Consider the following 21819-nt stretch of genomic DNA (forward strand, 5'->3'; position numbering starts at 1 on the left):
AGCCCCAGAAAGGGGCGCGGGGAACTGCGCGACCAGCCCCCACTCGCCCGCAGGGATGCGTAGGGGCGGCGGGGGCGAGGACACCCAGGGTGGTGCCGGGGTCAGGTGGTGGCCACCGCCGCAGCCGTCCGCTTCGGCTGCACCGCCCCACAGGGCATCGCCGAGTGGGTCCCAAGGAGGATGATGCCCACCACGATGCCGGCCAGCCCCGCGGCCTCCCAGGCCAGCGCCCCCGAATCGGCCCGCAGCCGGTCGCCGAGGAACCCGACGCCGCAGAGGATGCCGGCCAGCGGCTGGGCCGCGGTCAGGGCCGGGAGGGACATCCGCAGGGACGCGGTCTCGAAGGCACTCTGGACGAGGATCAGCCCGGTGAGGCCGAGCGCCACCACGGCGTACGGCTGCCAGCTGGTCAGGATCTCCGCCATGCCGCCCTCGGCGAACCGCTGGCCGGTCACACGCGTCAGCGCGTCCTGCACGCCGTACAGCAGACCCGCGGCCGTGGCCAGCAGCGCAGGCCCCGCGCTGAGCCGCGACCGCTTGGCGTACGCCGTGAGCAGCAGCGCCATCCCGACCATGACGCCGATGATCAGCCACTGCCGGAAGGGACCACTGGGCGCCGTACCACCATGCGGCTGACCGGCCACGATGAACGCGGTGACACCGCCGGCAAGCAGGGCGAGCCCCGTCCAGCCCTGACGGCCCAACGGCTGCTTGGTCTGGCGGCGCGAGAGCCCGAGCGCGAACAGCAGGTTGGTCGCCAGCAGGGGCTCCACCAGGGAGATCTCGCCCTGGCCCAGCGCCATCGCACCCAGCGCCATACCGACCACCATGAGTCCGATGCCACCGAGCCAGCGGGGCACCTTCATCAGGTCGAGCAGGATCCGGGGGGAGAGGAAGTCGCTCAGTGGCGCCTTCTGCGCGGCGTTCTGCTGGAGAACGAAGCCGAAGCCGAGACAGCACGCGGCGCTGACGGCGAGTATCAGGATCTGGAGCGACACGCTGCGTACCTCGATCATCCTGCCGGGCGGACGGGGTGCGTAAGGGCCGACTGTAGCGGCCTTAGGCCCGGCATGCGCGTCCCGCAATCCTGCGATGCCCGCGGCGCCGACGCCATGACGTACGCCACACCATACGAACAATTCCGACATTGCGGTCAGCTTGTATGCCTCAACTGTCCCACTGGTAACAGAAGTTGACGCGTGTAACGCGTCGGCGGCCCTTGACGTGAACCATTGGCTGCGGATTTGCTGTGTGTGATCGGTCGATGACAGTCCACATTCTCTCCCCGACAGAACCCAGAACGGTGCCCCCACCTCCGCCACCCCTCGGCCGCGGCCGCAAGCGCGCAGCCCACGCCTTCGACGCGGCCCTCGACGACACCGAGCTCGCCGCGGCCCGTACCGCTCTGGCCCAGGGCAGATGGCAGACGGCCCGTTCGCTGCTCGCCCGGACCGGCGACGACTGGGACCGCAGAGGGCACCGCGTCACCGTTCTCGCCCAGGAGCCGTACTGCGCCCCCTGGACCCGTGACTGGCTGCTCGCCGAACCCGACTCCGCCGACGCCGCCGTCCTGCTCGCCCTCGCCCAGGTGCGGCGCGCCCTGCGGGGCAAGGAGAAACCGGTCCGCGCCCGCGAGTCCTGCCACTCCGCGGCCGCCCTCGCGCCCGCCGACCCCACCCCCTGGCTCGGCCTGCTCATGCTGGAGAGCGCCCTGGGCGCCGAGGAGGAGGTGCGGCGCCACTTCGCCGAGGTCCGCGCCCGCTACGCCGACCACCACCACGCCCACCACCTGATGGTCGCCCGGCTCGCGGAACGGCGTACCGGATCCGGCGCCGACCCGCTCCACGAGGTCTACGACTTCGCCAACGCGGCCGCCGAGCGCGCTCCCGCCGACTCCCCGCTCGCCATCCTCCCGGTCGTGGCCCACGCCGAGCGCTACCGCGTTCTCGCCGGCGCCGGACACGAGCAGCGCGACGCGGCCGCCTCCGGGCACTGGACCGGCCGCCGGGCCCGGCAGGTGATGCGGGCCGCCTTCGACTGGTGGCTGGAGTGGGAGCAGGAGGGCCACCCGCGCCGGCTGATCGACCTGAACTTCCTCGCCCACGCCAAGGTCTGCGAGGGCCGGGGCGCCGAGGCCGCCGCTCTCTTTCACCGCATCGGCGAGCACGCCACCCCCACACCGTGGTCGTACCCGGACCGCGACCCGTATCCCGCCTTCCGTGCCGCACGCGAGAGCGCGCTCGGCACGGCGTAACGCCCCCAACCGCAGTCGACCCAAGGACGGTCCCCGATGACCACGGGCAGTTCCAGCACGAGCAGAGCCACCACAGGCGGTGGCGGCATCAGTACGTTCAAGGGGCAGGACCGCGCCCTGCGCGCCGACCGGCTGGGCACCACGGGCCTGCTGCTGTCCGTGCTCGCCGCCACGGCACCCCTGATGGTCGTCGCGGGTGTCATGCCCACGACCTTCGGGGTGATGGGCGTCCTCGGCCAGCCGCTGCTCTTCGTGATCCTCGGCGCCGTCCTCGCGCTCTTCAGCGTCGGATACGCCGAGATGAGCCGGCACGTCCACAACGCCGGCGCCTTCTACGCGTACATCTCCCGAGGCCTCGGCGGAACCGCCGGTGCCGGTGCCGCGATGGTCGCGCTCGTCGCCTACAACGCGCTCCAGGTCGGCATCTACGGCATCTTCGGCTTCGAGGTCTCCGGGCTGTTCGCCACCTACCTCGACCTGGAGGTCGCCTGGTGGATACCGGCGCTGCTGGCCGTGCTCCTGGTCGGCGGGCTCGGCTGGCTGAAGATCGACCTCAACGCGCGCGTCCTCGGCGTCCTGCTGCTCATCGAGGTCGCCCTCGTGGTCATCTTCGACGTCGCCGCGCTCGGCGACCCCGGCAAGGAGGGCCTGTCGCTGCACGCCTTCAACCCCGACACCCTCACCGGAGCGGGCATCGGCACCGCCCTGTGCTTCTGCGTCGCCGCTTTCCTCGGCTTCGAGCAGGCCCCGGTCTACGCCGAGGAGACCAGCCGCCCGCACGTCCTCGTGCCCCGCGTGATGTTCCTCGCCATCGGCGGCATCGCCGTCTTCTACACGATCAGCTGCTGGGCGTACACCGTCGCCGCAGGCCCTTCGGCCATCGTCGGCACCGCCCAGGAACAGAGCGCCGGGCTGCTGTTCTTCCTCACCGAGGACCTGCTCGGCACCGGCTTCACCGACGTCCTGCACGTGCTGTTCGTGACCGGCATGTTCGCGGCGATGCTCAGCTTCCACAACGTCGTCGCCCGCTACGCCTTCGCCATGGGCCGCGAGGGCCTGCTGCCCGCCGCCTTCGGCCGCACCAGCGGCGCGAGCGGCGCCCCCGGCACCGGATCACTGCTCCAGACCGTGATCTCGCTCGTGGTCGTCGCCGCGTTCGCGGTCGCCGACGACAAGCCGGCCGGCGACCCGACCGCACCGGTCCTGCACCTGTTCACCTGGATGGGCAGCCTCGGCGCGCTCGGCGTGACCGCCCTGATGGCCGCCGCCTCGGTCTCGGTGATCGTCTTCTTCGTGCGCCGGGGTGCCGCGGCCGCCCAGTTCTGGCGGCTGGCCGCCTCCGCTCTCGCCGTCCTCGCCCTGCTGTTCATCGTCGTCTGGACCGTCAAGGACTTCGACGTCCTGATCGGCGCGGGCCCCGGCTCGGCCCTCGGCTGGGCCCTGCCCGCCGTCATCGCCCTCGCCCTCGCCGCCGGCGTCGCCCAGGGCCTGCTCCTGCGCTCCCGCGCCCCCGAGACCCATGCCCGCATCGGGCTCGGCAACGAGGCGTTCCAGCTGGAGAAGGCCGCCCACGGCGACTGACGAGAGCCGGGTGAGAGGTGGTTACGGAAATCTGACGGGCACCCGCGTTCCCTGGCCCGGCGAGGGCACGCGGGTGTTCGATGAGTACGTGAACTCCGAACAACCCGAAGAGCCGCGGGGCAAGCCCATCGGCCGCCGCGTCCTCCTCGGCACCCTCGGCCTGGGCGCCCTCGGCGTGGCCACCGCGCCCACCCTCCAGCGCGGCCTGGAGTCCTTCCTCGCGGGAGCGTCCGACAAGGACCCCACCGGCCTGACCGGTCTGCTCCCCAACGGCGGCGGCTTCCGCTACTACTCGGTCACCTCCTCCGTCCCCCGCAAGAACGCCGACACCTACCGCCTCACCGTCGACGGCCTCGTCGACCACCCCGGCACCTACACGCTGGTCGAGCTGCGTGCCCTGCCGCAGACCCGGATGGTGCGCGACGTCCAGTGCGTCACCGGCTGGCGGGTGCCCGACACCCCCTTCGAAGGGGTCCGCCTGTCCCGGCTCCTGGACGCCGCGGGAGTGCGCGAGGGCGCCGGCGCGGTGCGCTTCACCTGCTTCGACGGCGCCTACAGCGAGAGCCTCACCCTCGACCAGGCCCGCCGCGCGGACGTCCTGGTCGCCCTGCGCATGCAGGACAAGGACCTGGGCCACGCCCACGGCGGCCCCGTCCGCCTCTATGTGGCGCCCATGTACTTCTACAAGTCCGCCAAGTGGCTCTCCGGCATCACCGTCACCAAGGACGTGAAGCCGGGCTACTGGGAGGAGAGGGGCTACGACGTCGACGCCTGGGTCGGCCGCTCGAACGGACGCGACGATGAGCCTACGACTTGACGCCCCCGGCAGGGCCACCGGCGTCCGGCGCTTCGGCCGCGCCTCACGCTGGGTGCACCGCACGACGGCCGCGCTGATGGGCGTGTGCGTGGTGACGGCGGCCTGCCTCTACGTCCCGCAGCTCGCCGAACTCGTCGGCCGCCGCGAGCTGGTGGTCCGTGTCCACGAGTGGGCCGGCCTCGCCCTGCCCGTCCCGGTCCTCGCGGGCCTGGCCTCCCGCCTCTTCCGCGCCGACCTCGGCTTCCTCAACCGCTTCGGCCCGCACGACCGTCTCTGGCTGCGCGCCGCCCTGCACCGCGACAAGCGCCGCGCGTCCCGTCCGGCGGGCAAGTTCAACGCCGGGCAGAAGATCTACGCCGCCTGGATCGCCGGAGCGACCCTGGTGATGCTCGGCACCGGGCTGATCATGTGGTTCACCCATCTGACGCCGCTGGTGTGGCGTACGAGTGCCACCTTCGTCCATGACTGGCTGGCCCTCACCATCGGCATCGTCCTCGCCGGCCACATCGGCATGGCGCTGGCGGACCCGGAGGCCCGCAGAGGCATGCGGACCGGTTCCGTCAGCCGGGAATGGGCCGAGCGGGAGCATCCGCTGTGGCGTCCATGACGGGTGCTCCGCGGGGGGAGCCGCCAAGCGCCGCGGAGTGCCGCGATCGGTCGTCGGGCGTCTGCGGGTTCGTTGTGGCTGGTCGCGCCCGCGCGGCGGTAGCCGCATATCGATCACAGCCCCGCGCCCCCAACGGCGTTGCCGAACCGGCCGTCGTCAGGCCCCGAAGTCCAACAACACCTTGCAGGACCGGCTCCGGTCCGCCGCCAGCGCGAACGCCGCCGCGGCCTCCCGCACCGGCACCACCGCGCTGACCAGCCCGTCGAACGACGCCTCGGCCGCGAGCAGTTCAAGTGCCGCGTCGAACTCCGTGTCGAAGCGGAACGCGCCGCGCAGCTCGATCTCCCGGCTCACCACGAGGTTCCCCGCGAACGGACTGCGCCCCGGCGGCAGCATCCCCAGCTGCACCACGACGCCGCCGCGCCGCACCAGCCGCAGACAGGTCTCCAGGCCCGCGGCGACGCCGGAGGCCTCGATGGCCACGTCCACCTCGGACGGCCATCCGGCGTCGTCCGGATCGTCGGCGCGTACGAGGGTGTCGGCGCCGGCGATCCGCGCGTACTCCAGGGCCGTCGGCAGCAGGTCCGTCACCGTGACGCGGGCCGCCCCGGCCGCCTTCGCCGCCGCGACCACCAGAGACCCGATGGGCCCGGCACCGGTCGCCAGGACATGCCTCCCGGCCACCTCCCCGGCCCGCCGCACCGCGTGCAGCGCGACGGACAGCGGCTCGGCGAGCGCCGCCCGGCGCAGATCGAGCCCGTCCGGGAGCGGCCTCAACTGGTCGGCGGGGACCGCGACTTGGGCGGCGAAGCCGCCCTGGACGTGCGGAAAGCGGGCCGCGCTGCCCAGGTAGCGGGTGTCCCGGCAGACGTTGCGCCGACCGTCCGCGCACTCCGGGCAGACCCCGCAGGGCGTGGCCGGGTGCACCGCGACGGCCGTACCGGCGACCGGACCCGAGGTGCCTTCGCCGTACGCGAGCACCGTCCCGACCACCTCGTGCCCGAGCAGCATCGGCTCCCGGAGCCGGAAGTCGCCGACCCCGCCGTGCCGCCAGTAGTGCAGATCGGAGCCGCAGACCCCGCCGTACCGCACGGCCACCAGCGCCTGCCCCGGACCCGGGACCGGCACCGGCAGCTCCTCGACCCGCAGGTCGTCCTGACCGTGGATCACACAACCGAGCATCCGCGGGGCCTCCTTCACAGCACGCTCGTCATGCCGCCGTCGACGTACAGCACCTGCCCGGAGACGAAGTCCGCGGCCGGGGAGGCGAGGAACAGCACCCCGCCCACCAGGTCCTCGGTGCGTCCCCAGCGGCCGGCCGGGGTGCGTCGCCGCACCCAGGCGCTGAACTCCTCGTCGGCGACGAGGGGCTGGGTCAGCTCGGTCTCGATGTAGCCGGGGCCGAGGCCGTTGACCTGGACGCCGCAGGGACCCCAGTCGGCGCACATGCCCTTGGTGAGCATCTTCAGCGCGCCCTTGGTGGCGGCGTAGGGCGCGATGCCGGGGCGGGCCACCTCGCTCTGCAGCGAGCAGATGTTGACGATCTTCCCGTGGCCGCGCTCCGTCATCCGGCGGGCCGCCTCCCGGCCGACCAGGAACGCACTGGTCAGGTTGGTGTCCAGGATGCGGTGCCAGTCGGAGTCGGTGAACTCCAGGAGCGGGGCGCGCAGTTGCATGCCCGCGTTGTTCACCAGGATGTCGAGCGGGCCCACCCGCTCCTCGACATCCGATATCCCCGCGGCCACCGACGGGCCGTCGGTCACGTCGAACACGGCCGTGTGGACCCGGTCGCCGGGCAGTTCGGCGGCGGCCTTGGTGAGGCGTTCGCCGTCCCGTCCGTTGAGGACCACCGTGCAGCCGGCCTCCGCGAGACCGCGGGCGAGCGCGAGGCCGATGCCCCGGCTGGAGCCGGTGACCAGGGCCGTGCGGCCGCTGATGTCGAAGAGGGGGTGAGCCGTCATCGTCGTACCCCTAGATGATCAGTGAGAGCAGCAGGACCAGACCGCCGGCGACCACCGAGATGATCGTCTCCATCACCGACCAGGTCTTGATGGTCTGGCCGACGTCCAGGCCGAAGTACTCCTTGACCAGCCAGAACCCGGCGTCGTTCACATGGCTGAAGAACAGTGAACCGGCGCCGATGGCGAGGACCAGCAGGGCCGCGTGGGTCGTCGACATCTCGGCGGCCAGCGGCGCCACGAGCCCGGCGGCCGAGACCGTCGCCACCGTCGCCGAACCCGTCGCGAGCCGGATCGCCACCGCGATCAGCCAGGCCAGCAGCAGGGCCGGGATCGACCAGTCCTTGGAGATGTCCAGGACCATCTGGCCCACACCGGTGTCGATCAGCGTCTGCTTGAAGCCGCCGCCCGCGCCCACGATCAGCAGGATGCCCGCGATGGGCGCGAGGCTCTTCTCGACCAGCGGCGAGACGCGCTCCTTGCCGAACCCGGCCGGCTTGAGCAGCGTGAAGATGCCCAGGAGCACGGCGGCGAGCAGCGCGATCATCGGAGAGCCGACGACGTCGAACACGCGCTGCACGGTGTTCTCGGGGTCGTCGATCACGATGTCGACCAGCGCCTTGGACAGCATCAGCACGACGGGCAGAAGGATCGTGATCAGCGTCGGGCCGAAGGCGGGGCGCTTCTGCGGCTCCTTGGAAGCGCGGTCGCCGGGGACCTGACCGGACTCCCCGAGGGCCTGGAGCATGCGCTCCGGCGCCGGTACGTCCACCCAGCGGGCCGCGTACCGCGAGAACACCGGGCCGGCGATGATCACCGTCGGGATGGCGATGAGGACACCGAGCGCCAGCGTGACGCCCAGGTCGGCGCCGACCGCGTCGATCGCGACCAGCGGGCCGGGGTGCGGCGGGACCAGGCCGTGCATCACGGACAGGCCTGCGAGGGCCGGGATGCCGATGCGCATCAGCGAGTAGTTGCCGCGCTTGGCGACCATGAGGACGACCGGGATCAGCAGCACGACGCCGACCTCGAAGAACAGCGGCAGACCGATCACCGAGGCGATCAGCACCATCGCCCACGGCATCGAACGGCCGCCCGCCTTGGCGAGGATCGTGTCGACGATCTGGTCGGCGCCGCCGGAGTCGGCGAGCATCTTGCCCAGGATCGCGCCGAGGGCGATCAGCACGCCGACGCCGGCCACCGTGGTGCCGAGTCCGGCACTGAAACTGGTGATGACCTTGTCGAGCGGTGCCCCGGCGATGGCGCCGAGCGCCAGCGACCCGAGGGTCAGCGACAGGAACGCGTGGAGCTTGAACTGGGTGATGAGCAGGACGATGACGGCGATGCCCGCCAGGACGGCGATGCCCAGCTGAGCGTGGCCGGCCGAGGTGATGGGCTCGACGGTGTCCGCTGCCAGCATCTCGACGCTGAGTCTGGTCACGGGGGTTCCCTTGCAGGTACGGGGGTTGGGGAGAGGGGTACTGCCGTGGGGGGTGGGGTGTTGCGCGGGGTGTTACGCCGCCGAGCCCGGAAGCTCGCTCAGCGCCTTGGCGGCCCGTTCGGTGATCTCGTCCGGGCTGCCGGCGACATCCACGGCGACTCCGGCCTCGTCGGGCTGGAGCGGCTGGAGCGTGGCGAACTGCGAGTCCAGCAGCGCGGTCGGCATGAAGTGCCCCTGCCGGTGCGTCATCCGGTCCTCGATGAGGGCCCGGTCACCGGTGAGGTGCACGAACACGACCCCGGGCGCGGCGGCCCGCAGCCGGTCACGGTAGGACCGCTTCAGCGCCGAGCAGCTGACCACCCCGCCGAGCCCGGCCCGCTGGTGCGCCCAGGCGCCGATGGCGTCGAGCCACGGCCACCTGTCGTCGTCGTCCAGCGGGGTGCCGGCCGACATCTTGGCGATGTTGGCCTGCGGGTGGAAGTCGTCGCCCTCGGCGTACGGGACGCCGAGCCGGGCCGCGAGCAGGGGACCGATGGTGGTCTTGCCGGTGCCCGCGACGCCCATGACCACGACGACATGGGGGGTACTCATCGCTGCCTCACTGTCTGCTGTCTTCGTCGACACGTGATGTCGACGCAACTGAAACTCATTAGGTACGACGAATTCAAGACCCTGTGACATATAAGTCTGACTTTTTGATCGCGTGATCTGCCCCGTACGCTGAGTGCATGAGCACAACGGGCCGGGGGCTGCACGGCCAGGTACTGGAAACTCTCGGCCCCGCGATCACGGCCGGCGAGTACCCGCCGGGCAGCGTTCTGCGCACCGACGAACTGGCGCAGCGCTTCGACGTCTCCCGCTCGGTGATGCGCGAGGCGGTCCGCGTCCTTGAGTCCATGCACCTGGTGGAGTCCCGCCGCCGCGTGGGCGTGACGGTCCGCCCCAAGGCCGAGTGGAACGTCTACGACCCCCAGGTCATCCGCTGGCGCCTGGCCGGCGCCGACCGCCCCCAGCAGCTGCGCTCACTCACGGTGCTGCGCTCGGCGATCGAGCCGGTGGCGGCGGGCCTCGCCGCGAAGCACGCGACCGCCGACCAGTGCGCCGAACTCACCGAGTGCGCCCTCGGCATGGTCGCCCACTCCCGCGGCCACCAGCTGGAGGGCTACCTCGTCCACGACGTCGCCTTCCACCGCGTCATCCTCAACGCCTCCGGCAACGAGATGTTCGCCCGCCTCGGCGACGTCGTCGCCGAGGTCCTCGCCGGCCGCACTCACCACGAGGTCATGTTCGAGGACCCCGACCCGGCCGCCGTCACCCTCCACGTCCAGGTCGCGGAGGCGGTCCGCGCGGGCGACGCGGTACGCGCGGAACACCTGACCCGCGAGATCACGGTCGGCGCGCTCCAGGAACTGGACATCCTGGCGCCATGACCGAGGACCGCCGCCGCGCGGACATCGAGCGCATCATGGAGCCGCTGAAGGCGAACATGCCCGAGGCGGGCGACTTCGGCTTCGAGGCCATCCGCCGACTGGGCAACCCGGTGCCGATGCTGGTGCAGAACAGCGGCGGGGAGCTGTTGCAGCTGTGGCTCGAGCCGTTCGGCCAGGACTACTGGCTGGAACCCGGCGAGGCCGTGTACGTCACTTCCCACGGCACCTGGAACGACCACCCGTTCGAGACGGTCCACGAGCCCGGCTGCCTCACCGTCTGGGCCACGTCCTTCTTCGCGACCGTCACCGACCGCGAGGGCAACGAGTTCCCGCCGGGCCGCAGGGACGCCACCTAGACCTTCACTCGGGGAACTCCCCGTCCACGTACACCCAAGCCCCGTCCACCCGCTCGAACCGGCTCCGCTCATGCAGCGCCCCACCCCGGTAGGACGCCCGGAACTCCACGGTGCCGGACGTGTGGAACGCCGTACCGTCACCGGTCGCGAGGATCTCAAGCCCCGTCCACCGCATCCCCGGAGCGAGCTCCAGCCGCCCCGGCCGCGTCCGCGGATGCCAGGTCCGCAGCAGATACGCCACATCGCCCTTGACGAAGGCGCTGTACCGCGACCGCATGAGCGCCTCGGCGGTCGGGGCGGCGGCTCCGGCCTGGTGGAACAGCCCGCAGCACGCCGTGTACAGCTCACCGCTCCCGCATGGGCACACCGACGACGCGGTGGGCCGTGCGGGAGCGGTACGAGCGGGGCGGCTGCGCGGGGATGAACTACGTCGGGAGGCCATGGCCACCATTGTCCCGGCTGCGGACCGAATCAGTCGGGTGCGTCCGTCCACGACGGGTACAGGGCGTCGGCGGATGTCTGGGCGAAATTGTCGCCCGTCAGCTCCCGGAGCCTCTGCCGGAGCTGCTTCCACCGTTCACGGCGTACGGTGACGCGGTCCTCGTCCAGTACCTGGTCGCACAGCAGGTCCAGCCATGTCGTCACTTCGGCTTCGGCCGCGGCCGAATCGGAGGCACTCGTGGCGGCCCTCCGCGACAGGAACTCCTCGACGGCCACGAGGACGGGATGCCGCCGGTTGAGCAGCTTGCGTGGCCGTTCACCGGGGGCGGTACTCGCACGCCGTCTTGTCACGCCGTCCGCGCGCTTCACCGTGCCCCCGCGGGTCGGCAGCGGAACCACCAGGGCGTCCCCGAAGACCTGGCTTTCGGAGAGCGCGTAGTCGGAGCGGAGCAGGGGCCACAGGCAGCCTTCGCGCACTTCCGGAAGGACACTCTGGAAGTCCTCCATGAGATGAGACGGCTCACTGACCACGGTCGGCAACGCCTCGTGCGGCCAAGCCTCTTCGATCAGGTTGAGCTCCAGGCCTTCGAAAGCGACGATCCACTCGGTCAGGCCGCCCGCGCGGGCGAAGGCGGGAAAGATGCTGTGCTGCGCCAGCTTCGCGGTTGTCACCACGGAGCAGCTGTCCGGATCGACATCGGCCAGCGGAACGTACCTCGTCTTGCCGTCGGCCGACCGGACTGCCACCGGGCAATGTTTCAAATAGACCTCGGCAGCCGCCTGGGACAGCTCCGGCACACTGTGGAAGCTCCCCCACCCCTTGTAGGCATGGGGACGGATGCCGCCCCAGCCGATGAGCGGGTCACACAGGGCCCGGTAGGCCGCCCTTCGCCTGGCCGCATCACTCGCGCAGCCGGCCTGGACGATCTGGATCAGTTCCGTGAGCATGTCGGCAACCGTCGTCTGGACGAGCTTCAGCACCTCCTTGTGCAGTTCCTCGTCACCGTCGAGGGCGTTGCGGGACGCCGTCACCGGGGCGTTGTTCCGCCGGAAGTCGACCGTGAGGTGGCAGCCTGTGAGATAACCGTTCACTTGATCGTCCGACCGACGGGTTCCCTCGGAGGGGTGCAGACCGATGTGATCCGTGATCCGGATGCCGTCCACGCAGAAGGTCACCGACGTGCGCCCGAGCTCGTTGGAGTTCGGTCGCTTGTCGCGCTGGCTGTCGTCGCGTTGCTGCCACCGGCCCTGGCTTTCCTTGCGTTGATGGGGTCGGGGGTCATGGATCACGTCCAGTTGGAAGTCGGCCGCATACGGTCCCAGGTGCGTGGCTCCCTGGCGTCGCTGCACCGCCCAGCCATTGAGGTGCTTGCGCTTGCGGTCCAGGGGAGAGAACCCGGCCAACGAGGTGGGCAGCCGTAGGTCCGGCGAGACGTGGACCGAGGACGGCAGGTACGCGAACAGGTCGGTCATCGCGTCACGGAACGCAGTGGTGGTCAGGGAGTCCGCGAGTTGCACCCTGATCTCCGTGCCCGGCTCACAGGTCGTATGGTCCGTGTAGAAGGGGCGGTCGGGCGTGGAGAACTGTACGAGGATGCCGTCCACGGGCCGGCTGTCCGGCGTGCGCGTGCGTACCTGCACCGCGGTCGCCACGCTGAACACGGAAGCGAATCCGATGCCGAAGCGGCCGAAGATCATGGGCCCGTCCGTGGCGGACTCGGTGGACTTGTCGACCGAGTCGCGCCACCCGGAACGGCCGAGCACCGACAACTGGCTGACGACCTGCTGGTAGGTCATGCCCACGCCGTTGTCACGGATCACCAGACGGTGTGCGTCCTCGAGTTCCACGTCGATGCGGGGCTGGTAGTCCATGGGGCTGGTGGCGGCCCGCATCTCGGTGGCGTCGACGGCGTTCTGGATCAGCTCACGCAGCCAGACGTGTGGCCGGTCTCCGTACAGGGCCGAGCCCATCAGGAGCCTGGTGATGGGGCGGGCGTCGACACGCAGTTCATGGCTCCGCAGGGAACGGTCCCGCCAACGGGGCGTGTTGAGCTCGAACCGAACGGGCGGGCGCACCACCTGCCAGCCTCGCCAGACGTTCTCCAGTTCCATGAAGTACTGGTGCACCAAGTGCCGGGCCTCGGCGGTCAGATGGAACGCCTTCCGGTCCGTGGTGTGCAGGTCGAACACCAACGTGCCGTCCGAGGGCTGCCGTCGGCGCACGTCGAGGACGTTTCTGCGGTACGGGTTCACCTGCATGGCGTCCGCGTCCATCAGCGCCGGATTGTCCAGCAGCTGGGCGAGGCGGGCGAGCCCCCACAGGAACGCGAAACAGTCGGCAGCCTGACACCTGCGCAGGTCTCCCGCACGCCTGATCCGTTCCGGCTCGTACAGACTCAGGTGGTCCAGAAGCCGGCACAGTTCGGAGACGCTCTCCTCGGTGACCTCGTGCGCCGCTGGGACGAGTCGCTCGAGCTCAGGCATGATCCGTGCCGCACCGGTTGCCTCACCGCCCGGCAACAGCACCTCGGAGTTCCTGTGCACGATGGTCAGCTCGGCCGCCACGTATGCCAGGGCCACCTGGCTGCCGTCACCGAAAGCGGTCAGCGGCACCTCGGAGTCGATCAGCTCCACCAACCTCTGGAAGATGCCCAACGTGTGTGTCGAGTAACCGTCCAGACCGTTCAGTTCGGGGATGAGTGACTGCAACTGGCGGATCTCGGGCAGGAGCGACGCGAATGAAGGAGCGGACACCTGTGGGGCGGCCATCGATGCAGACCGGTGGTGCAGTGCCTGGAGTATCTCGACCGGCGCGCCCTTGCCTTCGGGGTAGACGTCGGTGTACTCGCGGAAGCGTCCGCTGTGGACGTTGTCGTACTTGAAATAGCGGATACGGCAACGGTCCTGATCGAAGAGCAGTTCGCCGCGCGCATAGCCGCGAGCGAATTCCGCCGAATAGTCGCCATGAGGGCGGCCGAAGAGCAGCATCGACGGCACGCGCAGCAACCGGGAGTGAGGCGTCGCGAGCATTCCCGTTTCGCGGGGGTCGTGGAGGTGGCCGAACAGCCCCGCCTGGTATTCGAGCCGTAGCCGTTGTATGGCGGGGGCTGAGATCTGCTGGTGCAGCCAGTCGAACGGGTGGTGCTGGGCAAAGAGGGCGTAGTCCACGTCCTCGTCCAGCCGTGGGATCTGGGAGATGGACAGCAACAGCCGTCCGCGGTCGTCATCGGTTCCGGACTCGGCCGCATGGTAATAGCCCGACCAAGCGGAGTTGATGCCCTGAATCCGGCAGCGCCGTCCTGCGACGACGACCTCGTGCGACCAGTGGTAGACGTTCTCCGTGCCCTCGGGGCCCCAGCGGCGGACGAAGGCCTCGTAATTTCGGAACGGGTCCCCGAAGTTGTCGCGCTGCCGCTCATGGCTCAGAAAGGCATCGACGGCATCCGTTTCCTTCAAATCCGTGATCAGACGCGCCGATTTGAAGTCCGCCTCCTCGCGGTCCATGTCGTGATTGCCGGGGACGAACAGCAGCGGGGTGTGCTCTCCGACGATGGTGCGCAGTGGAGCGAAGAGGATGTCCGATACGGAGGCATACTCCTCGGCCTTGCCGGACTGTGCGATGTCGCCGGTGAAAATAACGAAGTCCGGGGCGCCTTCGTCCGCACGCACCTGACGCAGATGGTCGAGCAGTACGGCGATGTACTGCTCGCGCTCGGGCTCGGGGGGACTCGGCCAGTGAAGATCGGAGAGCTGCCACCAAGTGATGCTGTTGCGGACCATCTGACCGTCCAGGTGCTGGGGCGGCCGTCGACGCGCCTGCCGTCGGCCGATGGATCGCACAGGGTATCTACCCGATGACCCGATGAGGGCGTTTTTCGGCCAGTTGCCCGCAGCGCCGGCGTCGCATGGCAGCCCTCTCGGCGCGCCGCCTCGACGCGGACGAGGTGCCTAGGCAACCACCGGGGCGTCGGCCGAGGGCAACGGCGGCAACGCCGCCCCGTACACCCACGCCTCGAACAGCTCCTCCACCGGCTCGGTCGCGAAGCGCGCCACGTGGGAGGTGAAGGCGGTCGTCGTCACCGTGCCGCCGCGGTGCAGCTGGCCCCAGGCGCGCAGCATGCGGAAGAACGCGATGTCGCCCATCGCGCAGCGCACCGCGTGCAGCACGAGCCCGCCGCGTTCGTAGAGCCGGTCGTCGAACATGGACTTGCGGCCCGGGTCCGCCAGCCGCAGGTCCTGCGGCTGCGAGGACAGCAACCGGTGTGCGGCGGCGGCCAGTTGCTGGGCCGTGCGCCCGCCCGAGCGTTCCGACCACAGCCACTCCGCGTACTTCGCGAAGCCCTCGTTCAGCCAGATGTGCCGCCAGTCCGCGATGGACACGCTGTTGCCGAACCACTGGTGCGCCAGCTCGTGCGCGACCAGCCGCTCCGAACCCCGCGCCCCGTCAACATGGTTGGCGCCGAACAGCGACAACCCCTGGGCCTCGACGGGCACATCGAGTTCCTCCTCGGTCACCACGACCGCGTACTCGTCGAAGGGGTACGGCCCGAACAGCTCCTGGAACAGCTCCATCATCTGCGGCTGGCGCGCGAAGTCCCGCGAGAACTCCGGCAGCAGATGCGCCGGAATGTGCCCGTGCTGGGGTACGCCGCCCAGGCCCGGGTCGCCCAGCAGCACCGTCTGGTACTTGCCGATCGACAGCCCGACCAGATAGCTGCACGTCGGCGCCGACTGCTCGTACACCCAGGTCGTCGTGGACGCCTTCGTCGTCCGGGTCAGCAGCCGCCCGCCCGCCACCACCGCGTACGCCGACGGCGTGGTGATCGAGATCTGGTACGACGCCTTGTCGGCGGGCCGGTCGTTGCACGGGTACCAGGACGGCGCCCCGATCGGCTGGCTCGCCACCAGCGCCCCGTCCTCCAGCTCCTCCCAACCGAGCCCGCCCCAGGGGCTGTTGACCGGCTTGGGATTGCCCGACCAGTGCACCTCGACGGTGAAGGCGGCCCCGGCGCGGACCGGCTTCGCCGGGCGCACGCGCAGCCGTCCGCCGCGATGCGTGTAGTGCGGCTGCCGTCCGTCGACCCGGACCCGCCCGATCCTGAAGTCGGCCAGGTTCAGCACGAACTCGGTCAGCGGCGCCCGTCCCGCGATGGCGTTGATCCGGGCCGTCCCCGAGAGCCGGTTCGGGCCCGGGCGGTAGTCCACGGCGAGCTCGTACCGGTGCACCCGGTAGCGGGGGTCGCCGTGCTCCGGGAAGTACGGGTCCGTGCCCGCCGCCTGCTGAACTGCCACTGCTGTCTGTGCTCCCTGCGCCGTACTGCTGCCACTCTCCGCCGGCCCACGCCCTACCGGCTCCGAGTGGGCCGGCATCAGGTGCGCCATGCCTCGATCGGATTGCCGAGCCAGCGGGTGTCGTCGGGGACGGACTCCGCGGCCATGACCAGCGACGCGGGACCCAGCGTCGTACGGGCCCCGATCGCGCTGCCGGGCAGGACGATCCCGCCAGGACCCAGCGTCGCGCCCTCACGGAGGACCACAGTATCCGTCCGCAAGATCCGGTCGTGGAAGAGGTGTGTCTGGAGCACACAGCCCCGGTTCACGGTCGCGGCGTCCTCCAAGGTCACCAGATCCGTCTCCGGCAGCCAGTAGCTCTCCACCCACACGCCCTTGCCGATCCGCGCCCCGAGGCCGCGCAGCCAGGCCGTCATCACCGGCGTACCCGGCACGGAACCCGCCAACCACGGCACCGCGAGCACCTCGACGAACGTGTCGGCCAGCTCGTTGCGCCACACGAAGGACGACCACAGCGGATGCTCCCCGCTGCGGTGCCGCCCCACGAGCAGCCACTTGGCGACGATCGACACCAGCCCGGCGACGCCACCCGCCGCCAGCAGCACAAGCCCCGACAACAGCGGCGCCCACACCCCCAGCGCACACAGCGCGGCGATCGTCAGCACCGCGAGCCCCGCCGAGCAGAACACCGGCACGATCCGGCACAGCTCCACCAGCCCACGCGCCCACAGCAAGCGCGCAGGTGGCTCGTACGTCCGGCTCTGATCGCCGTCGGCCGCGGCACGCGGCAACTTCACCGGCGGCAGCCCCAGATACGACGTGCCCTTCTTCGCCTTCTTCGGCGTCGCCGACAGCACCCCGACCAGACCGCCGTCCGGCACGGAACGCCCCGGCGCGGTCATCCCCGAGTTCCCCAGGAAGGCCCGCCGCCCGATCTCCGCCCGCCCGATCCGCATCCAGCCACCGCCGAGCTCGTACGGCGCGGTCAGCGTGTCGTCGGCCAGGAACGCGCCCTCACCGACCGTCGTCAGGCTCGGCAGCGCCAGCACCGTCGACACCTCGGCGCCGCGTCCGATCCGCATCCCGAGCAGCCGCAGCCACACCGGCGTGACCAGCCCGGCGTACAGCGGGAACAGCGTCTCGCGCGAGCGGTCCATCAGCTGCGTCACCGTCCAGGCCTGCCAGCCGACCCGGCCGTGCGTCGGGTGCGTACCCTCGCGCAGCCCGAGGCTCAGCAGCCGCACGGCGAGAAGGATCAGCACGGCGTACGCCAGCCCGAAGGCGAGCGTCGCCGGTACGAGCGCCAGCGCGGCGCCGGCCAGCGGAGCGTCCGGCGTGAAGAACACCCGGCCCACGAGGAGCGCGGCCACACCCGCCAGCACCGGCAGCGCGGTCAGCGCGAAGCCCGTGATGCCGTACATGACACGCCAGTACGTCCCGCGCCGCGGCCGTTCCTTCGGCCAGTTGCGCTTGGCCTTGCCCAGCTTGACCGCGGGCGCGCCCGCCCACCGCTGACCGGTGGGAACCTGACCCGTCACCGCCGAACCGGGCGCCACCTCGGCCCGCTTGCCCACCCGGGCCCCCGGGAAGAGCACACTGCGCGTCCCGACGACGGCATGCGCGCCCACCCTGACCGCGCCGATCTCCAGCCGGTCCCCGTCCAGCCAGTACCCGGACAGATCCACCTCGGACTCCACGGCCGCACCCCGGCCCAGCTTGAGCAGCCCGGTGACCGGCGGCAGCGAGTGCAGATCGACGTCCGGCCCGATCTTCGCGCCCAGCGCCCGCGCGTACCGCTCCAGCCACGCCCCGGTCAGCGAGGTCGCCCCGCTGAACTCGGCCAGCCGCTCGGCCGTCCACAGCCGCACATGCACACCGCCACCGCGCGCGTACCGGCCCGGCTTGACGCCCCTGAGCAGCAGCCGAGCGCCCCCGGCCGCCAGCGCCAGCCGCCCCGGCGGGCTGAACAGGACGACGGCTCCGACCGCGACGAGCCACCAAGGAGCCGTCGGCAGCCACCCGTAGGCGGGCAGCAGATTGCCGAGCGCGGCCAGCGCGACCGTCCAGCGCAGGCCGAGCAGCGTGAACAGCGGTAGGAGCAGCAGGACCTGGATCACCTGCGTGCGCCTCGGCACCGGGGCGATCACCCGCTGCGCCCCGTCGTCCTGCGCGGACTCCTCCAGCCGCCGGGCCAGCTTCCGCAGTACCGGCTGCTGGTAGATGTCCAGGACGGCCGCGCTCGGATAGCGGGTCCGCAGCCGTGTCGTCAGCTGCGCGGCGGCCAGACTGCTGCCGCCGATCGCGAAGAAGTCGTCGGAGGCGCCCGTGACGGGGATGCCGAGCACCTCGGTCCACTGCTCGGCGAGCCAGGCCTCGGTGCCGTAGAGCTGCTCGGCCGGACCACCGCCGCTCTCCAGGCCCGCGAGCGGCCAGGGCAGCGCGCCCCGGTCCACCTTGCCGCTCGTACGGGTCGGCAGCTCCTCGACCGGCGCGAGCAACGGCACCAGCGCGGCGGGCAGCTCCGCCCGTAGCTTCTCGACCGCCGCCGCCTGGTCCCAGCCGTCCTGGGTGACGACGTACCCGACGAGCAGCTGATTGCCGCTGCGGGCGGTCCGCACGGCGGCGGCCGCGCCGGCCACCCCCGGCAGCGCCTGCAGCGCGGCATCCACCTCACCGAGCTCGATCCGCCGCCCGCCGAGCTTGATCTGCTCGTCGGCCCGCCCCAGGAAGACCAGCCCCTCGGGCTCCGCCTTGACGAGGTCGCCACTGCGATACGCCCGCTCCCAGCCCAGGGACTCCAGCGGGGCGTACTTCTCCGCGTCCTTCTCGGCATCCAGATACCGCGCGAGCCCGACACCGCCGATCACCAGCTGCCCGCTCTCGCCCATCGGCACGGGCTCCCCGGCCTCGTCGACCACCGCCAGCTCCCAGCCGTCCAGCGGCAGCCCGATCCGGATCGGCTCCTCCCCGCTCATCAGCGAGGCACAGGCCACGACGGTCGCCTCGGTCGGCCCGTACGTGTTCCAGACCTCACGCCCCTCGGTCACCAGCCGCTGCGCCAGCTCGGGCGGACAGGCCTCACCGCCGAAGATCAGCAGACGTACGTCGCCCAGGGCCTCGGGCTCCCACAGCGCCGCCAGCGTCGGCACGGTCGACACGACGGTGATCTCCTGCTCGACCAGCCACGGCCCGAGATCGGCACCGCTCCTGACCTGCGAACGCGGCACCGGCACCAGACAGGCGCCGTACCGCCACGCCAGCCACATCTCCTCGCAGGACGCGTCGAACGCGACCGAAAGCCCGGCCATCACCCGGTCCCCGGGCCCGATCGGCTCCTCGGTGAGGAACAGCGCGGCCTCGGCGTCCACGAACGCGGCGGCACTGCGGTGCGAGACGGCGACGCCCTTCGGCTTGCCGGTGGAGCCGGACGTGAAGATGATCCACGCGTCGTGCTCGACACCGGGACGCCCGGCGGGGGCCTCGGACGTGCCGTGCACGGCGATCTCGTGCCCGGCGCCGATCACCGCCCGTACATCCGCCTCCCCGAACACCAGCTCGGCCCGCTCGTCCGGGTCCTCGGCGTCGACGGGGACGTACGCGGCACCGGCCGCGAGCACGGCGAGGATCGCGACGTAGAGGTCATTGGTCCCGGACGGCACCCGCACGCCCACCCGGTCCCCCACTCCGACCCCGGCCGCGGCGAGCCTGCGCCGCAGCCGCTGCACCTCGACGGCCAGCGCCCGGTAGCTGAGGCAGGTCGCGCCGTCGTCGAGAGCGGGCTCGTCCGGATACGACCGTACGGACGCCTCGAAGACGTCGACGAGGGTGCGCGGAGAGGCCGCCGGGCCCCCGGAGAAACGTGCCGTGTCGCCGAACTTCTCGCGGATCTCATCGTCGAGCAGGCCGAGAGCGCTGCTCTCGTGAATGGCTGCCATCCGGTCCTCGCGTCTCGATCCCGGATGCCTCCGGGGCGCTGGCGGGCCCGCAGGTTCGCCTGGGGTTGTCCGGCTCCAGCTCCGTAACAAGCCGGAAATTTTAGTACGACGCTAGGTTCGCGGCCCTTGGTTCACCACTTGGGAAGCCCGTTCGGGGTGTTCCGGTCGATGGTGCACCGGCGCTGACCTGGTGATCTTCGACGGACGAGACATGCCCCACACAGTGGGTGAGGGGCCGTGAACAGGGCGTCCGGATGGCCCAGCCCGGGGTGCGGCGAAGCCCCTGCTCAGCGGCAATGGACACAAGCCGCGGGGGTTCTCGCGGCGGTGTCGCCGATGCCGGAGGACGGATGTCGAACCCCCCACAGGGCCGTCGTACCGGCCGGGTGCTGCGGAGCACGGCCTCGGCCGTGCTGATCGTCCTCGCGTGCGTTCTGGCTCCCGTCACCGTGATCACGGTGTGGGTGCACGACATCGCCCTGGACACCGACCGCTACGTCAGCACGATGAAGCCGCTCGCCACCGACCGCGACATCGAGGACGCGGTGCGCCACCGGCTCGTCGACGCGGTGGACGTCCGCGTGAACGGCAAGCAGATCACCACCGACATCGCGAACTGGCTGAAGTCGCAGGGCATGGCGCCCCGCGCGGCCGACGCCGTCAAGGCACTGGCCCCCCAGGTGGACGAGGCCGCCCACGCCGCCGCCGACCGGGTCGCGAAGCGCTTCGTCGAGAGCGACCGGTTCGAACGGCTGTGGGTCACGGCGAACCGGACCGCCCACTCGGCCGTCGTGCACGCCCTCACAGGGGAGGGGCGCGGCGCGATCGGCGTCGAGGAGGGCACCGTGACCCTCGACGTCGGGGCCGCCGTGGAGCAGGTCAAGAAGGATCTGGAGGACGCCGGCGTGCAGCCGGCCTCCAAGATCCCGGACGTCGAGAAACAGGTGGTCCTGTTCCAGTCCGACGAACTCGACCAGTTCCAGGACGCGGCGCACGCGCTGGACCTGGCCGGCTACTGGATGCCGGTGATCACCGTGCTGCTCGGCGCGGCGGGAGTCCTGCTGGCCCACCGTCGCCGCCGCGCACTGGCCAAGGCGGCCCTGGGAGCGGCCGTCGGCTGTCTGATCGTCGCCATCGGTCTCGTCGTCGCCCGCCGTTACTACCTGGACCATCTCCCGCCGAGCGTCCTGTCCGAACCGGCGGCGGCCGCGGTCTTCGACACCCTGTTGCGCTTCCTGAAGGCCACGCTGCGCACCGTCATCGTGCTCGGTGTGATCATCGCCCTCGGCGCCTACCTCGTCGGCCCGGGCCGACTGCCGCGCGCGGTGCGCTCCCGGTCCGAACGCGGCGCCGACTCGGCCGCCCGGTGGGCGGACTCCCACGGCGTCACCACGGGCCGGGCCGGCACCTGGACCGAGCACAACCGCAAGTGGCTCACGATCGGAGCCCTGCTGGTTATCGCGCTGGTGTTCGCCCTCTGGAACGACCCCACGACCCTGACGGTCCTGCTCCTGGCGATCATCCTGCTCGCGGCACTCGTGGTGATCGCCCTGCTGGCGGCCGACGGCCGAAGGAGGGGGCAGATGGCCCCGGAAAAGCAAGAAACCCCTGATTGACAGGGGTTTCGCTGGTGTCCGAGGGGGGACTTGAACCCCCACGCCCGATAAAGGGCACTAGCACCTCAAGCTAGCGCGTCTGCCATTCCGC

The 21819-nt window shown here is 71.0% G+C and carries 16 protein-coding genes; 7 read left to right on the plus strand and 9 right to left on the minus strand.

The features are described 5' to 3' along the window. Positions 1-101: 101 nt before the first annotated feature. On the minus strand, positions 102-998 hold the full coding sequence (locus L0P92_RS27950; protein WP_234765819.1) for a DMT family transporter: 897 nt from the start codon (positions 996-998) through the stop codon (positions 102-104). A 305-nt stretch (positions 999-1303) separates the two neighbouring features. Between L0P92_RS27950 and L0P92_RS27955 the strand changes: the two genes are divergently transcribed. The 4 genes from L0P92_RS27955 to L0P92_RS27970 all read left to right on the plus strand — a co-directional run bounded on the left by L0P92_RS27955 (position 1304) and on the right by L0P92_RS27970 (position 5259). Next, positions 1304-2254: a hypothetical protein gene (locus tag L0P92_RS27955; RefSeq protein ID WP_234765834.1), complete on the plus strand. Its 951-nt coding sequence runs from the start codon at positions 1304-1306 to the stop codon at positions 2252-2254. Between the two features lie 36 nt (positions 2255-2290). Then, on the plus strand, positions 2291-3835 hold the full coding sequence (locus L0P92_RS27960; RefSeq protein ID WP_234765820.1) for an APC family permease: 1545 nt from the start codon (positions 2291-2293) through the stop codon (positions 3833-3835). An 88-nt stretch (positions 3836-3923) separates the two neighbouring features. Next, positions 3924-4652 carry a molybdopterin-dependent oxidoreductase gene (locus L0P92_RS27965; protein ID WP_234765821.1) on the plus strand — a complete coding sequence of 243 codons (729 nt, stop codon included), beginning with the start codon at positions 3924-3926 and terminating at the stop codon, positions 4650-4652. After that, on the plus strand, positions 4636-5259 hold the full coding sequence (locus tag L0P92_RS27970) for a cytochrome b/b6 domain-containing protein (RefSeq protein WP_234765822.1): 624 nt from the start codon (positions 4636-4638) through the stop codon (positions 5257-5259). Before L0P92_RS27965 ends, L0P92_RS27970 begins: the two co-directional genes overlap by 17 nt. 156 nt (positions 5260-5415) lie before the next feature. On the opposite strand, the gene L0P92_RS27975 is transcribed toward L0P92_RS27970, so the two are convergent. The 4 genes from L0P92_RS27975 to L0P92_RS27990 form a co-directional block, all read right to left on the minus strand. Further along, complete coding sequence (locus L0P92_RS27975; protein ID WP_234765823.1) at positions 5416-6441, minus strand: L-idonate 5-dehydrogenase; 1026 nt, start codon at positions 6439-6441, stop codon at positions 5416-5418. 14 nt (positions 6442-6455) lie between these two features. Then, the gene (locus L0P92_RS27980; protein ID WP_234765824.1) at positions 6456-7220 is read right to left on the minus strand and encodes an SDR family oxidoreductase; all 765 of its coding nucleotides are present in this window, start codon (positions 7218-7220) and stop codon (positions 6456-6458) included. Between the two features lie 10 nt (positions 7221-7230). Beyond that, positions 7231-8658 carry a GntP family permease gene (locus L0P92_RS27985; protein ID WP_234765825.1) on the minus strand — a complete coding sequence of 476 codons (1428 nt, stop codon included), beginning with the start codon at positions 8656-8658 and terminating at the stop codon, positions 7231-7233. 72 nt (positions 8659-8730) lie between these two features. Further along, a complete protein-coding gene (locus tag L0P92_RS27990; protein ID WP_234765826.1) occupies positions 8731-9249 on the minus strand; it encodes a gluconokinase in 519 nt (172 codons plus the stop codon). 137 nt (positions 9250-9386) lie between these two features. Between L0P92_RS27990 and L0P92_RS27995 the strand changes: the two genes are divergently transcribed. Beyond that, positions 9387-10088 (plus strand): FadR/GntR family transcriptional regulator, encoded by a 702-nt coding sequence (locus L0P92_RS27995; RefSeq protein WP_234765827.1) that lies wholly within the window; start codon positions 9387-9389, stop codon positions 10086-10088. After that, complete coding sequence (locus L0P92_RS28000; protein WP_234765828.1) at positions 10085-10444, plus strand: hypothetical protein; 360 nt, start codon at positions 10085-10087, stop codon at positions 10442-10444. Before L0P92_RS27995 ends, L0P92_RS28000 begins: the two co-directional genes overlap by 4 nt. Before the next feature lie 4 nt (positions 10445-10448). Here L0P92_RS28000 and L0P92_RS28005 read toward each other — a convergent pair whose 3' ends face one another. The 4 genes from L0P92_RS28005 to L0P92_RS28020 form a co-directional block, all read right to left on the minus strand. Next, the gene (locus L0P92_RS28005) at positions 10449-10886 is read right to left on the minus strand and encodes a YchJ family protein (protein WP_234765829.1); all 438 of its coding nucleotides are present in this window, start codon (positions 10884-10886) and stop codon (positions 10449-10451) included. 29 nt (positions 10887-10915) lie between these two features. Continuing rightward, positions 10916-14665, minus strand: coding sequence for a metallophosphoesterase family protein (locus L0P92_RS28010; RefSeq protein WP_234765830.1), 3750 nt, complete (start codon positions 14663-14665; stop codon positions 10916-10918). 168 nt (positions 14666-14833) lie between these two features. Beyond that, positions 14834-16177 carry a M1 family metallopeptidase gene (locus tag L0P92_RS28015; RefSeq protein WP_234765831.1) on the minus strand — a complete coding sequence of 448 codons (1344 nt, stop codon included), beginning with the start codon at positions 16175-16177 and terminating at the stop codon, positions 14834-14836. A 77-nt stretch (positions 16178-16254) separates the two neighbouring features. Continuing rightward, positions 16255-20112 (minus strand): Pls/PosA family non-ribosomal peptide synthetase, encoded by a 3858-nt coding sequence (locus tag L0P92_RS28020; RefSeq protein ID WP_234765832.1) that lies wholly within the window; start codon positions 20110-20112, stop codon positions 16255-16257. 350 nt (positions 20113-20462) lie between these two features. Between L0P92_RS28020 and L0P92_RS28025 the strand changes: the two genes are divergently transcribed. Beyond that, positions 20463-21728, plus strand: a complete 1266-nt coding sequence (locus L0P92_RS28025; protein ID WP_234765833.1) for a hypothetical protein — start codon at positions 20463-20465, stop codon at positions 21726-21728. Positions 21729-21819 lie beyond the last annotated feature (91 nt).

The organism is Streptomyces muensis (assembly GCF_021474425.1).
GTDB lineage: Bacteria > Actinomycetota > Actinomycetes > Streptomycetales > Streptomycetaceae > Streptomyces > Streptomyces muensis.

What these genes read in the sequence shown, in the direction of transcription:
- L0P92_RS27960 (WP_234765820.1), top strand. Translation starts at nt 2,291, where the DNA reads ATGACCACGGGCAGTTCCAGCACGAGCAGAGCCACCACAGGCGGTGGC.
- L0P92_RS27970 (WP_234765822.1), top strand. Translation starts at nt 4,636, where the DNA reads ATGAGCCTACGACTTGACGCCCCCGGCAGGGCCACCGGCGTCCGGCGC.
- L0P92_RS27975 (WP_234765823.1), bottom strand. Translation starts at nt 6,441, where the DNA reads ATGCTCGGTTGTGTGATCCACGGTCAGGACGACCTGCGGGTCGAGGAG.
- L0P92_RS27980 (WP_234765824.1), bottom strand. Translation starts at nt 7,220, where the DNA reads ATGACGGCTCACCCCCTCTTCGACATCAGCGGCCGCACGGCCCTGGTC.
- L0P92_RS27990 (WP_234765826.1), bottom strand. Translation starts at nt 9,249, where the DNA reads ATGAGTACCCCCCATGTCGTCGTGGTCATGGGCGTCGCGGGCACCGGC.
- L0P92_RS27995 (WP_234765827.1), top strand. Translation starts at nt 9,387, where the DNA reads ATGAGCACAACGGGCCGGGGGCTGCACGGCCAGGTACTGGAAACTCTC.
- L0P92_RS28000 (WP_234765828.1), top strand. Translation starts at nt 10,085, where the DNA reads ATGACCGAGGACCGCCGCCGCGCGGACATCGAGCGCATCATGGAGCCG.
- L0P92_RS28005 (WP_234765829.1), bottom strand. Translation starts at nt 10,886, where the DNA reads ATGGCCTCCCGACGTAGTTCATCCCCGCGCAGCCGCCCCGCTCGTACC.
- L0P92_RS28010 (WP_234765830.1), bottom strand. Translation starts at nt 14,665, where the DNA reads ATGGTCCGCAACAGCATCACTTGGTGGCAGCTCTCCGATCTTCACTGG.
- L0P92_RS28020 (WP_234765832.1), bottom strand. Translation starts at nt 20,112, where the DNA reads ATGGCAGCCATTCACGAGAGCAGCGCTCTCGGCCTGCTCGACGATGAG.
- L0P92_RS28025 (WP_234765833.1), top strand. Translation starts at nt 20,463, where the DNA reads ATGTCGAACCCCCCACAGGGCCGTCGTACCGGCCGGGTGCTGCGGAGC.